Source organism: Streptomyces sp. NPDC002520 (assembly GCF_053595235.1).
Genome location: NZ_JBSFXG010000021.1, coordinates 39,689 through 53,038, shown reverse-complemented (window position 1 = coordinate 53,038; position 13,350 = coordinate 39,689). Strand labels below are relative to the sequence as shown.

The window sequence follows — 13,350 nt, the reverse complement described above, 5'->3', positions numbered from 1 at the left end:
CGCCACGTCGCCGAAAGGCTGTGGCAGCGCACGGCACCGCACGGCACCGCTCGCAACCGCACAAACCGACCCCCGGAGGTCCCCCCCCATGCGCAAGATCACCATCGTCGGAGCCGGCCAGGCCGGCCTCCAGCTCGGTATCGGTCTGCTCGGCCACGGTTACGACGTCACCGTCGTGTCCAACCGCACCGGAGACCAGATCCGCGAGGGCCGGGTCATGTCCAGCCAGGCCATGTTCGGCACCGCGCTGGCTCACGAGCGCAACCTCGGCCTCGATTTCTGGGGCGACGCCTGCCCGCCGATTGCCGGGCTCGGCGTGAACATCGCCAACGGTCAGGGTGGCAGGGCGCTCTCCTTCAGCGCCCGCCTCGACGCCACCGCCCGCTCCATCGACCAGCGCGTCAAAATGCCGATCTGGATGGGCGAGTTCGCGCGCCGCGGCGGCCGACTGGACATCCGCGAGGCAGGCATCGAGGACCTGGAGCGCTACGCCGCCGAGTCCGACCTGGTGATCGTCGCGGCCGGCAAGGGCGAGATCGCCGGACTGTTCCCGCGGGACGCCAAGCGTTCCCCGTACGACGCTCCGCAGCGCGCGTTGGCTCTGGCGTACGTCACCGGCATGGCGCCCCTGCCCGACCGCCCCGGCGTCAGCTTCAACGTCATCCCCGGTGTGGGCGAGTACTTCACCATGCCCAGCCTCACCACCAGCGGCCCCTGCGACATCATGTTCTTCGAGGGCATCCCGGGGGGCCCGCTCGACTGCTTCGACGGGCTCACCCCCGACCATCAGCTGGCGAAGTTCCAGGAGCTGCTGCGGATGTACGTCCCTTGGGAGGCCGAGCGCTGCACCGATGTCGCGCTCACCGACTGGAACGGCACCCTCGCGGGCCGCTTCGCGCCGACCGTCCGCAAGCCCGTCGTCACGCTGCCCTCCGGCGCGCAGGTGCTCGGCCTCGCCGACGTCGTCGTCCTCAACGACCCGATCACCGGCCAGGGGTCCAACAACGCCTCGAAGTGCGCGGCCTCCTACCTCGCCACCATCCTGGACCACGGCGAGCGCCCGTACGACGCCGCGTTCATGGAGCTGGCCTTCGGCCGGTTCTGGGACAACGCGCAGTCCGCCACGACCTGGACCAACGCAATGCTCGGAGCCCCGCCGCAGCACGTCCTGGAGCTCTTCGCCGCCGCGAGCGCCAACTCCCGTATCGCTGCCCGCTTCGTCAACGGCTTCGATGACCCGCGTGACTTCTTCCACTGGTTCATGGACCCGATCGCCGCGAAGAACTACCTGACTGAGGTCAGCGCCTGAGCGGCCGACAGGAGTAGAAACGCGCGTCTGGCGGCGCGTCAGCGATACGTACGTAACGAGAGCGGAACAGCAGGACATGAGAAGGATTGCGGTGATCGGCGCCGGGCAGGCGGGTGCTCAACTCGCTCTGGGACTCCAGGCGCAAGGCTATGACGTCACCCTGGTCACCGACCGCGGCCCCGACGAGATACGTCGAGGCCCGGTCATGTCCGGCCAGTGCATGTTCGACACCGCGCTGCAGAGCGAGCGCGAACTCGGCCTGCACCACTGGGAGGACCGGGCCCCGGACATCTCCGGCATCGCGTTCTCCCTCATCGGCCCGCACGGCACTCCGGACGTCTCCTGGCGCGCGCCGCTGGCAGGCCCCGCCCACTCCGTCGACCAGCGGGTCAAGTGTGCCGCCTGGATCGAGCAGTTCGCTGCCGGCGGCCACGGCGAGATCGTGCTGCACGAGGCGGGCGTCAACGACCTCGAGTGGTACGCCCGTACGCACGATCTCGTCGTGGTCTCCACGGGCAAGGGCGAGCTGAGCCGACTCTTCCCGCGCAACGCCGAACTCTCCCCGTACGACCGGCCGCGCCGTGCGCTGGCTCTGACGTACGTCACGGGAACGGCACCGTGGGAGGGGGAGGCCGCCCTCCACTACCGCATGGTCCCCGGCGTCGGCGAATACTTCTCCTTCCCCGCCCTCACCACCACCGGACCCTGCGACATCATGGTCTTCGAAGGCGTCCCCGGCGGCCCGTTGGACTGCTGGGACGACATCCGCACGCCCGAAGGCCACCTCGCCCGCTCACTGGAAATCCTCCGCCGCTTCTTCCCCGACGAGTACGACCGCTGCCGGCACGCCCAACTCACCGACGACGGCGGCATTTTGCGCGGGAGACTCACTCCGACCGTCCGGCACCCCGTCGCCCGCCTGCCCTCCGGCCGGCACGTCCTCGGCATGGCCGACGCCGTCGTCCTCAACGACCCCATCACCGGGCAGGGTTCGAACAACGCGGCCCAGGCCGCGACCCACTACCTCGAAAGCATCCTCCGCCACGGCACCGCCGAATTCACCCCGCAGTGGATGCAGCGTACCTTCGACAACTTCTGGCGCGGCTGGGCGCAATGGGCCGTCGGCTGGACCAACTCCCTCCTGACCGACCTCAGTCCCCACCACCGCGACCTCCTGACAGCGGCGGCCGAAATCCCCTCGGTCGCAGGCGCCCTCGCCGCCGGATTCGACGACCCACGCACTCTCTACCGCTGGTGGTTCGAGGAGGCCGAGGCACACCGCTTCCTCGCCGAGAAACGTGCCCAGCACGCCGTCCGCTTCGACGGCCGCGAACTGCGCAGCGCTCTGGGCCAGTACGCCACCGGCGTGACCGTGGTGACGGCCCGCGCCCCCGACGGCCGCAACGTCGGAATGACCGCGAACTCCTTCACCTCCGTCTCCTTGGACCCGCCCCTCATCCTGTGGTGCCCCGGCAAGAACAGCCCGAGCCTCCCGGATTTCACCGACGCCTCACACTTCGCCGTCCACGTACTGGCCGCCGACCAGCACCACCTCTCCCGCCAGTTCGCCACCCCGGCCGACGACAAATTCCGCGGTACCCCCACCACCCCCGGCATCGCCGGCACCCCCCTCCTGGACGGCGCGGTCGCCCGCTTCCAATGCCGCACTGTCCAACGCCTCGACGCCGGCGACCACATCATCTTCCTCGGCGAGGTCGAACAGTACGAGTCCGACGGCGGAACCCCTCTGGTGTTCCACTCGGGGTACTACCACGTGGCGACGAGGCATCCGGATCTGTGAACGACTACGGTCACCTCGGCCTGCCGGCCGACCGCACAGCCGCGGCCGTGTCCCGAGCCGGCGGCGCGGCAGCGCGACCTCGTGCCGCGGCTCGGCAGGCGCAGTACCGGTGGTCGCGACCCGGGCGCCTTGCCCCTGCTCGGTGGGGTCGGTGCCGTGGTTCCTCGGCATCCGTACGGCCCGGCTCTGCCGTCCGGTCCCCGGGCTCCGCTCTGCGCCCTGGTGCGTGGTTCACTGTTCACTCGGGCGTGAGCCCGCTGCGGCTATCTCCGCGTGCGCTCGCGCCGCGAGGTCGTCCGCGCCGCACCTTTCCGCCAAGTCGGCACCATCGAAAAGCATTTCGGCCACCCCGTCGGTGTGGCCGCGGCGCCTGAGGCCGATGGCGAAGTCGACCAGCGCCCCGGCGTACAGGTACTGATTCGGGGACTTGCTGAGCGTCTCCACCGCGCGCCCCAGCAGGGCCAGGGCGTCGTCGTCCTCGGACACCGCCGCGCTGAAGAGCAATGCCTCACCTATGGCGGTGGGCGTGTCGTAACGCTCCGCTCGGCGCAGTGCCTGTGCTGCAAGGGCGCGGGCGCGTGCGGGGTCCTCCGGTGCCAGGGCGAGGGCGAGGTGTCCCGCCCAGGGACACCAGGTCGGATTGATTGTGCCCTTGGCCTCCAGGCGTTCCCCGGCGGCGGTGAGTTGGGCGATGGCTTCCTCACGCCGGCCACGGACGAGCAGCAGGCGCCCGTACAGCGTCTGGGGGTCCGGGAAGACCACCGCGTTGGGGTAAGGGGGCGCGAAGTCGTGCGTCTCGGCGACGTTCAGCGCTTCCCCGGTGTGGCCGCGGGACAGCAGGACGTCGAGCAGCAGACCGACGGCGTACCACTTGGCGGGCAGCCTGGGTCCGACGCGGTCGGCCAGCCGGACCGCCTCACGCGCGCAGCGCTCGGCCTCGATGAGCAGTCCGCGCCGGAAGTGGACCAGCCCGAGGAGGCTGAAGCCGAAGGAGAGGTGGGCTCCGCTCCATCCGACCTGCTGGCACTCGGCGATGGCGGAGCTGAACAGCTCCTCCGCGCGGTCGCACTCGTCGGCGTACATGTACCCGAGCGCGGTGATGCTGGGCAGCTCGAAGCCCCAGTCGGGGTCGGTGTAGCCGAGCCCCACGGCGCGTGCGGCGATGGTCAGCGCGCGTTCGGCCGGCTCACCGCGCAGCGTGGCATCCCAGGTACGCAGGCACAACAAGGCCTTCTCTCCCGCGTTCTGCCCGGACAGATGCTCGGCGAGCCGCGCGAGCCGACGGGAACGGACGGGCGCCTCCACCTCCTGCGCGTCGAAGACCCGCCACAGGTGGTGTGCGGCCTGCAGCCGCAGCCGCGCCCCGGACGACCGTGCGTGGGCGGCCTCGGCCCCCACCACGGCGGCTGCTTCGCCGAGCTGGTCGTTGTGGGCGAGAGCCTGGGCCACTCGGAAAGTGGCGTCCTCTCGGAGCGTGGGGTCGAGGTCGGGAAGCTCCAAGGCCGCCGAGAGGTGGTTGACCGTGGTGGCCGGGGAGGTGAGCAGGGCGGAGCAGCCGAGCTCGTAGAGCACGGCCGCCCGTTCCTCGGGCGGGGGCGGTTCGCGCAGCGCACGCTCCAGGCAGCGATGAGCGGCGTCCGGAGCACCTTGACGAAGGTTCTCCCGCGCGGCCGCGCGCAGTTGCTCGACGGTCGCCGGATCGTTGCTCGGATGGGTCTCCAGCAGGTGCCGGGCGGCGACGGTGACGTTCAAGCCCGCGTCGATCACCGCGTCGGCGGCCTGCCCGTGTATGGCGGTGCGCATCGCCGAGGGGATGGCCCGATACACGGCGGTGGCGATGAGGGGGTGGACGAACTCGAGCGTCCTGGTGCCGGTCAGGATCCGGGCGACCCGCAACGTGTCCGTGGCGTCCTGAGCCTCGGCCGGTGGCAGCCCGGCCACCGAAGCCGCCAGTTCGGGGGAGATCTCGGTACCGAGTACCGCCGCCGACCAGGCAAGTCGCACGGCCCGGTTGCCGAGTCTCTCCAGTCGCTTGACCAGTCCGGTGCCGCGGGACGACGCACCGAGGTCCCGCAACAGATGAGCCGACTCCTCGGAGGGGGTCAGACCCCGGTCCTGGACCTTGGCGACGAGTTCGACGGTCTCGTAGGGGTTGCCGCCGGTGACGGCCCAGCACTCGCGGCAGAAGGGATCGTCCGCGTCCGGCCCGAGCGCGCCGCGGACCAGTTGCGTGACCGACTCCGGGCTGAGAGTGCGCAAGGTGATGGGGTGTGACCCGCGGCCGCCGACCATTTCACGGAACGCCGCGGCCTCGGCGGGCAGTTCGTCCGGGCGGTACCCCAGGACGATCAGGACGGGAAGTTCCTGCACCCGCACGGCGAACGTGGCCAGCCAGGCGAGGGACTCCGCATCACCCCAGTGGGCATCGTCGACGACCATGACGATCGGCGCCTTGCGCACGGCGAGCTGTGTGAGGACCCAGTCCAGACCGTCCCGGACGCCCTGTGGATCCGGCACGGCGGTACCGGCCTGCTGGGCGAAGAGGCCGACGGCCGGCCCCGCGACCTCGTACCAGCCCCCGAAGATCTCGCGCCGCTCGGCCTCGGAGCAGGACGCCAGGACAGGTTGCAACAACTGCCGGACGACGTGGAAGGGAACCGTATGTTCCTGCTCGCTGCCGCGCGCGGACAGGATGGTGCATCCTCGGGCAGCGGCCATGCCTCGGATCTCGGCCAGCAAAGTCGTCTTGCCCAGTCCGGCGCTGCCGCTCAGGAGCAGCAGCCCGCCACGTCGACCACCGCTGTCCGCCGAGCGGCTGCAGAGCGCCTCCACCGCCTTCCGCGCGGCGGCCACCTCATCGTCACGCTCGTACAGCGTGCCCGTCCGGCTGGGGCCTGCCGAACCAGCCGGCCCCTCGTTGCGTTCCTGCTCCGGCACGCTATTCCCCTCGCTCCCCAGCCTGTTGGTCAGCCTAGCGAAGTGGGACGTCGCGCGGTAGAAATGTGTAGGAACCGTGTCGACGGTCTTCCCGGCAGGGATCCGAAGTGGTAGGGCGTGAGCGCCGTCGCGAGGCGTACGGGTCGAGTCCCCCACGGCCGCCGCCGATCCGCGATGTCGAGGACATCCGGGCGCAGTGCGCGGAGGCCGGCGAACAGTGCGTGCCACGCTTCGTGCGGTCCGGCAACGGGAGCCGTCGCGACCTCTCCCTCGGCAGAGGGCGGAGCGGACCGGGGAGTGTCACGCGGTCGGTGTCGGTGAACGCGGGCTTGGCGACCCGGCGTAGCGGCGCCGGCAGCTGGTGGCGCCGCGCCGGATCGGCACCCGAACCCGTACCGGCCGGACCGTGGTGCACGTCATGGTCGGGGGAACGCCCGCCGCGGTCGCGGTCCGGCTCGCCACGGGGGCGGCAACTCCCCGCGCTGCCACATTCATTGACGGGTGCATGGCTGCTCTGTAGCTTCTTTTCAGTCTAGGTTGCAGTTTTTGCATTGAATCATGGGCAATTTCAGAAGATCGACAGCGAGGTTTTCGCGCAACCGTCAACTCGCCGAGTTCGTCACCCCCTCGCATCCGTACCCCCACCCCTCCAAGGAGCCGAGGACGAGGATGAGAACTACCGGAAGATCCTCCGCGCTGCCCGCGCCAGGCCGGCAGCGAACCGCCGTCGTCGCAGTGCTCGCCATGCTGGCAGCACTGCTGGCAGTGCTGCAGGCCGGACCCGCCCACGCCGCCGGGACCAACCTGGCGGCGGGCAGGACCATGAGCGCCAGCAGCTACACCCAGACCTACACGCCGTCCAACGCCAACGACGGCAACCAGGCCACCTACTGGGAGAGCACCAACAACGCCTTCCCGCAGTGGCTGCAGGCCGACCTGGGCGCGACCACCAGCGTCAACCAGCTCGTGCTGCAGGTGCCGGTGACCAACTGGTCCGCCCGCACCCAGACGCTGTCGGTCCAGGGCAGCACCGATGGCACCAACTTCACCACCATCGTGGCGTCCGACTCGTACACGTTCGATCCAGCCACCAACAGCACGGTCACCATCAACTTCGCGGCGACCGGCGTCCGTTACCTGCGAACGCTGATCACGGCCAACACCGGATGGCCGGCGGGCCAGGTCTCCGAGTTCCAGGTGTACGGGCCGAGCACCACCGACACCACGCCCCCCACCGCGCCCGGCACCCTGACCTACACCCAGCCGCAGGCCGGTCAGATCGCCCTGTCGTGGGGAGCGTCGACCGACAACGTCGGCGTCACCGCCTACGACGTCTACCGCAACGGCGCGCTGGCCGCAACGGTCGGCGGCACCACCTTGACCTGGACCGACAACCAGCCGGGCACGGCGACGGTGTCGTACTACGTCAAGGCGCGCGACGCCGCCGGCAACGTCTCGCCCGCCGGCAACACCGTCACCCGCACCGGCACCGGCATCGGCGGCACCAACCTGGCGCTGCACAAGCCGATCACCGGTAGCCCGTACACGTACGTCTACGCCCCGACGAACGCGAACGACGGCGACCTCACCACGTACTTCGAAGGCTCCTCGTACCCGAGCCTGCTCACCGTGCAGCTCGGCGCGAACGCCGACGTCACCTCCGTCGTGGTGAAGCTGAACCCGGCCTCGGTCTGGTCCACCCGCACCCAGACCATCCAGGTGCTCGGCCGTGAGCAGGGCGCGACGGACTTCACCAGCATCTCGGCCGCGCGGACGTACACCTTCGACCCCGGCACCGACAACACCGTCACCATTCCGGTGAGCGACAGGGTCGCGGACGTCGAGCTGAGCATCACCAGCAACAGCGGAGCCCCCGGCGGCCAGGTCGGCGAGCTCCAGGTGATCGGCACGCCGGCCCCGAACCCCGACCTGACGGTCTCCGCGTCCTCGTGGTCCCCGTCCGCCCCGGTGGAGACCGACTCGGTCACCGCGTCGGCCACGGTCGCCAACGTGGGCAGCGCGGCTGCTCCGGCCTCCAACGTCAACTTCTACCTGGGCAGCACCAAGGTCGGCACGGCCACCGTCGGCGCGCTGGCGGCCGGCGCCTCCACCACGGTGTCCACGGTGATCGGCACGCAGCCGGCCGGTACGTACCAGCTCACCGCCAAGGTGGACGAGGCGAAGAGCTTCATCGAGCTGAGCTACGACAACAACGCCTACACCAACCCGAACAACCTCGTCGTCGCGCCGGTACAGAGCTCGGACCTGGTCGCAGCCGTGGACTGGAGCCCGAACAACCCCTCGGCGGGCAACACCGTCAGGTTCTCGGTGACGCTGAGGAACCAGGGCACGGTCGCCTCGGGCAGCGGTTCCCACGGCGTCACGCTCACCCTGCTCGACAGCACCGGCAGGACACTCACCACCCTCACCGGCTCCTACAGCGGCACGATCGCCGCGGGCGCCACCGCCCCGCCGGTGAGCCTGGGCAGCTGGACGGCCGTCAACGGCAAGTACACGGTGCACACCGTGATCGCCGCCGACAGCAACGAGCTGTCGGTCAAGCAGGCCAACAACACCAGTGACACCTCGTTGTTCGTCGGCCGCGGCGCCAACATGCCCTATGACGTCTACCAGGGCGAGGACGGCCAGATCGGCGGCGGCGCCGCCGTGGTCGGCCCCAACCGCACCATCGGCGACCTGGCCGGTGAGGCGTCCGGACGCAAGGCCGTCACTCTGAACACCACCGGCGCCTACGTCCAGTGGACCACCCGGGCCAGCACCAACACCCTGGTGACCCGCTTCTCCATCCCGGACGCCCCAGGCGGCGGCGGTGCCACCGCCACCCTGAACGTCTACGTTGACGGCACCTTCCTGCAGACCATCACGCTGAACTCCAAGTTCGCCTGGCTGTACGGCGCGGAGACCGGGCCGGGCAACGATCCCAGCGCCGGACCGGCGCGTCACATCTACGACGAGGCGCACGTGATGCTCGACCGGACGGTGCCCCAGGGCAGCGTCGTCAAGCTGCAGAAGGACTCGTCCAACACCTCGCGGTACGCGATCGACTACATCAACACCGAGCAGGTCGCCCCGGTCGCCAACCCGGATTCGAACGCCTACCTCACCCCGGCCGGCTTCGGCCAGCAGGACGTGCAGAACGCGCTCGACACCGTCCGCCAGGACACCACGGGCAAGCTCGTCGGCGTCTACCTGCCCGCCGGGCAGTACCAGACCACCGGCAAGTTCAACGTCTACGGCAAGGCCGTCAAGGTGGTGGGCGCGGGGCCCTGGTACACCCAGTTCAACTCGCCCACCACGTCGGACAACTCGGACGTCGGCTGGTCGGTGCAGAGCAGCGCCAACGGCTCGACCTTCCAGGGCTTCGGCTGGTTCGGCAACTACACGTCCCGCATCGACGGGCCCGGCAAGGTCTTCGACCTGACCGACGTCTCCAACATCACCGTCGACGACGTCTGGATCGAGCACCAGGTGTGCGCCATCTGGGGCACACACGTGAACGGGCTGAAGGCGACGAACATGCGGATCCGCGACACCTTCGCGGACGGCATCAACCTCACCAACGGCAGCCAGAACAACCTGGTGAGCAACAACGAGGCCCGGTCGACCGGCGACGACAGCTTCGCGCTGTTCGCGGCCCAGGACCACAACTCCTCGGACCTGACCGGCAACACCTTCCAGAACCTGACCGCGCTGACCCCGTGGCGGGCGGCGGGTGTCGCCGTCTACGGCGGTGAGAACAACACCCTGCAGAACCTGTACGTGGCCGACACGCTGACGTACTCGGGCATCACCATCAGCTCGCTGAACTTCGGCTATCCCTTCCAGGGATTCGGCACCCAGCCGACCACCATCCAGAACGTCTCGCTGGTGCGCGACGGTGGTCACTTCTGGGGCGGCCAGGTGTTCCCCGCGATCTGGCTGTTCTCCGCGACTCAGCCGTTCCAGGGGATCCGGGTGAACGACACCGACATCGTCGATCCGACGTACGCCGGCATCATGTTCCAGACCGACTACGTGGGCGGCACGGCGCTCAATCCCGTCAAGGACACCGTCTTCACCAACACGTCCATCACCGGGGCACAGCAGAGCGGAGACGCCTACGACGCCAAGTCCGGCTACGGCGTCTGGGCCAACCCGCTGCCCGAATCGGGACAGGGCCCGGCCGTGGGCTCGGCGACGTTCAACCACCTGACCCAGGCCAACAACCACATCGACGTCTACAACCCGACCACGACCTTCACCATCAACGTCAACCCCTGACGGCAACGCGTCATCCGCCGGACCTCCGCCAGGAGTCGTCCGCGATCGGCTCCGTGCGGGATCCCCGGGGCCGGCCCACAACTCACGTGGGCCGGCCCCCGGACCGCTGTGCGCGCCACCTTGTTTCCGATGTCATGGCGAACAATTTCCGTAACGGAGCTCGTCCCGCGCCTGGGTGTGGCCCTTGTCGCCGCGCTCGGCATGGTGTGGATGTCCTTCGCCCCGGCCGAAGCCGCCACCCGCACCACGGTTGCTCTGTTCCATGATTACTTTTTTCTGTAAATTATCGATCCCCACTATCTACTTGCCGCGATCATCCCGACGGTCTTGCTGCAAACAATGACGAATTTTTACGTCAGACTGTAAGTGGATTGCGGCACATGCCCTAGGGTTGAGCCATGACGCGACGACTTGCCGAGGTGGCCAGGAAAGTCGGGGTCAGCGAGGCGACGGTCAGCCGGGTGCTCAACGGCAAGCCCGGTGTCTCCGAGCAGACCCGCGAGGCCGTGCTGACCGCCCTGGACGTGCTCGGCTACGAGCGCCCGACCCAGCTGCGGGGCGAGCGCTCGAGGCTGGTCGGGCTGGTCCTGCCGGAGCTGCAGAACCCCATCTTTCCCGCCTTCGCCGAGGTGGTCGGCAGTGCGCTGGCGCAGCAGGGCTTCACGCCGGTGCTGTGCACGCAGACGGCGGGCGGTGTCTCCGAAGCCGACTATGTGGAACTGCTGCTCCAGCAGCAGGTCTCGGGCGTGATCTTCTTCGGTGGCCTGTACGCCCAGGCCGAGTCCCCGCACGAGCACTACGAGCGGCTGTCCCGCCGCGGTCTGCCGACTGTGCTGATGAACGCCGCCATATCCGACCTGGACTTCCCACAGGTCAGTTGCGACGACGCGGTCGCGGTGGAACAGAGCGCCGGGCACTTGCTGTCACTGGGCCACCGACGGATCGGCCTGGTGCTCGGCCCGCCCGATCACATGCCGTCGCGGCGCAAGCTGGCGGCGGCTCGTACGGCACTGGAGGGGGCCGGTCTCGAGCTCGAGGAGGAGGACGTCGCACACGCGCTGTTCTCCCTGGAGGGCGGCCAGGCCGCGGCCGCTCGCCTGTTGCAGCGCGGTGTCACCGGCATCATCTGCGCCTCGGACCCGCTGGCCCTGGGGGCGGTTCGCGCCGCCCGCAGGCGTCGGCTCGATGTGCCCGGGGACGTGTCGATCATCGGCTACGACGATTCCTCCTTCATGACCTGCACCGATCCGCCGCTGACCACCATCCGTCAGCCCATCGAGGCGATGGGTCGCGCCGCCGTGGAACTGCTCGTGGGAGAGCTGGCCGGCGCCAAGGTCACCCACGACGAGCTGCTCTTCGAGCCGGAGCTCGTGGTGCGCGGATCGACCGGGCTGGCGCGGAGGGAGCCCGGCAGCTGACGGCGCGTCAACGCGTAGCTCCGGCAAGGGCCGTACCCCCATGGGGTGCGGCCCTTGCGTTGTTCGTGCCCCGTCACGTCACGGTCTCGCGTTGAGTTCTTGCAAATTCCCGTCGAGATATTGCGGTGAAGACGCGGTGGTGCTTAAGTGAGGCGCGTCACATCCCACGCACTCCGCCCATGAAGGGGTCTTCTACCCATGCGCAGATCCGCAGCGCTGCTGATGGCCGGCGCCCTCACCCTGACCGCTGCCGCCTGTTCCAACTCCTCCAGCGGCGGTACCAAGTCGAGCGACGGCAAGGTCTCCATCTCCATCGACTGTGCCCCGCCGAAGAGCCGCCCGACGCAGCGCAAGCAGTGGGCCGACGACATCGCGGCCTTCGAGAAGCTGCACCCGAACATCACGGTGAAGAGCATCGACACGTTCCCGTGCGAGACCCCTGAACTGTTCACGGCCGCGCTCAAGGGCGGCACCCAGCCCAACGTCTTCTACACCTACTTCACGGACAAGCAGCAGGTCCTGGACGCCGGCCAGGCGGCCGACATCACGAAGTACGTCACCGCCGAGAACCTGCCGGTCAAGGACGACATCATGTCCGCGGTGTGGGACACCCAGAAGGCCGACGGGAAGATCTACGGCATTCCGCGCACCAACTACACCATGGGCATGATCATCAACCGGAAGCTCTTCCAGAAGGCCGGGCTCAACCCCGACCAACCGCCGCAGACCTGGGCCGAGGTCGAGGCCGACGCCAAGAAGATAGCCGCCCTGGGCAAGGGCGTCGCGGGCTACGGCGACTACAGCGCGGGAAACAACGGCGGCTGGCACTTCACCGCCGAGATCTACGCCCAGGGCGGCCGGATGGTGAGCGACGACGGCAAAAAGGCGGCCTTCAACAACCCCCAGGGCCTGGCCGTGCTGCAGAACCTGCACAAGCTCCGCTTCGGCGCCGACGTCATGGGCAGCACCCAGCTGTACAAGTGGGGCGACCTCCAGAAGCAGATGGCAGCGGGCAAGTTGGGGATGTACATCGCCGCACCTGACGACATCACCTACATGGTGCAGAGCCTCGGCGCCCACTACGAGGACTTCGGCATGGGCCCGATCCCCGGCCAGAACGGCCCCGGCGCCGGCACCCTCACCGGCGGCGACGACTACATGTTCAACGTCAAGAACACACCCGAGCAGAACAAGGCCGGGATCCAGCTGCTCAGCTACCTCTGGCTGACGCAGGGCCAGGGCCAGCAGTACAACTACGCCCGCGCCAAGTCCTCCGGCCAGGCGGTCGGACTGCCCCAGCCGCAGCTGTTCCAGGGAGCCACAGCCACCAAGGACGCCCAGCTCAAGGCGGCCAACGCCACGATGTCGGTGAAGGCCTTCGAGTCCTTCGTGAAGGCCAACGTCCCCGGCGTCACCGAGCCCGGCAACGCCCAGGCCATCTACAAGATCCTCGACACCGCGATGGCGTCGACGCTGACGAACCCCAACGCCGACCTGCAGAAGCTGCTGAACACCGCTGAGCAGCAGGTCAACCAGGTCCTCGCCAACGCCCAGTAGTCGGGGGGGCCGCCAGGCCCCGGGACGAGCAGCTTCCCAAGGAGATC

6 protein-coding genes are annotated in these 13,350 nt (G+C 69.0%); 5 read left to right on the top strand and 1 reads right to left on the bottom strand.

The features are described 5' to 3' along the window. Positions 1-88 precede the first annotated feature (88 nt). Together ACWD5D_RS26645 and ACWD5D_RS26640 are read left to right on the top strand one after the other, a co-directional pair. The gene (locus ACWD5D_RS26645; RefSeq protein ID WP_451375274.1) at positions 89-1,309 is read left to right on the top strand and encodes a styrene monooxygenase/indole monooxygenase family protein; all 1,221 of its coding nucleotides are present in this window, start codon (positions 89-91) and stop codon (positions 1,307-1,309) included. A gap of 76 nt (positions 1,310-1,385) precedes the next feature. Continuing rightward, the gene (locus tag ACWD5D_RS26640) at positions 1,386-3,110 is read left to right on the top strand and encodes a styrene monooxygenase/indole monooxygenase family protein (RefSeq protein WP_451375273.1); all 1,725 of its coding nucleotides are present in this window, start codon (positions 1,386-1,388) and stop codon (positions 3,108-3,110) included. Positions 3,111-3,341: 231 nt separating this feature from the next. Here ACWD5D_RS26640 and ACWD5D_RS26635 read toward each other — a convergent pair whose 3' ends face one another. After that, positions 3,342-6,047, bottom strand: a complete 2,706-nt coding sequence (locus tag ACWD5D_RS26635; RefSeq protein WP_451375272.1) for an ATP-binding protein — start codon at positions 6,045-6,047, stop codon at positions 3,342-3,344. A 669-nt stretch (positions 6,048-6,716) separates the two neighbouring features. On the opposite strand from ACWD5D_RS26635, the gene ACWD5D_RS26630 reads away from it, so the two are divergent. The 3 genes from ACWD5D_RS26630 to ACWD5D_RS26620 all read left to right on the top strand — a co-directional run bounded on the left by ACWD5D_RS26630 (position 6,717) and on the right by ACWD5D_RS26620 (position 13,303). Beyond that, positions 6,717-10,328: a discoidin domain-containing protein gene (locus ACWD5D_RS26630; protein ID WP_451375271.1), complete on the top strand. Its 3,612-nt coding sequence runs from the start codon at positions 6,717-6,719 to the stop codon at positions 10,326-10,328. A 398-nt stretch (positions 10,329-10,726) separates the two neighbouring features. Next, positions 10,727-11,746, top strand: coding sequence for a LacI family DNA-binding transcriptional regulator (locus ACWD5D_RS26625; protein ID WP_451375270.1), 1,020 nt, complete (start codon positions 10,727-10,729; stop codon positions 11,744-11,746). Positions 11,747-11,944: 198 nt separating this feature from the next. After that, positions 11,945-13,303: an extracellular solute-binding protein gene (locus ACWD5D_RS26620; RefSeq protein ID WP_451375269.1), complete on the top strand. Its 1,359-nt coding sequence runs from the start codon at positions 11,945-11,947 to the stop codon at positions 13,301-13,303. The last annotated feature ends 47 nt before the right edge of the window (positions 13,304-13,350 follow it).

Coding starts and splice junctions, on each gene's coding strand:
- ACWD5D_RS26645 (WP_451375274.1), top strand. CDS start 89: ATGCGCAAGATCACCATCGTCGGAGCCGGCCAGGCCGGCCTCCAGCTC.
- ACWD5D_RS26640 (WP_451375273.1), top strand. CDS start 1,386: ATGAGAAGGATTGCGGTGATCGGCGCCGGGCAGGCGGGTGCTCAACTC.
- ACWD5D_RS26630 (WP_451375271.1), top strand. CDS start 6,717: ATGAGAACTACCGGAAGATCCTCCGCGCTGCCCGCGCCAGGCCGGCAG.
- ACWD5D_RS26625 (WP_451375270.1), top strand. CDS start 10,727: ATGACGCGACGACTTGCCGAGGTGGCCAGGAAAGTCGGGGTCAGCGAG.
- ACWD5D_RS26620 (WP_451375269.1), top strand. CDS start 11,945: ATGCGCAGATCCGCAGCGCTGCTGATGGCCGGCGCCCTCACCCTGACC.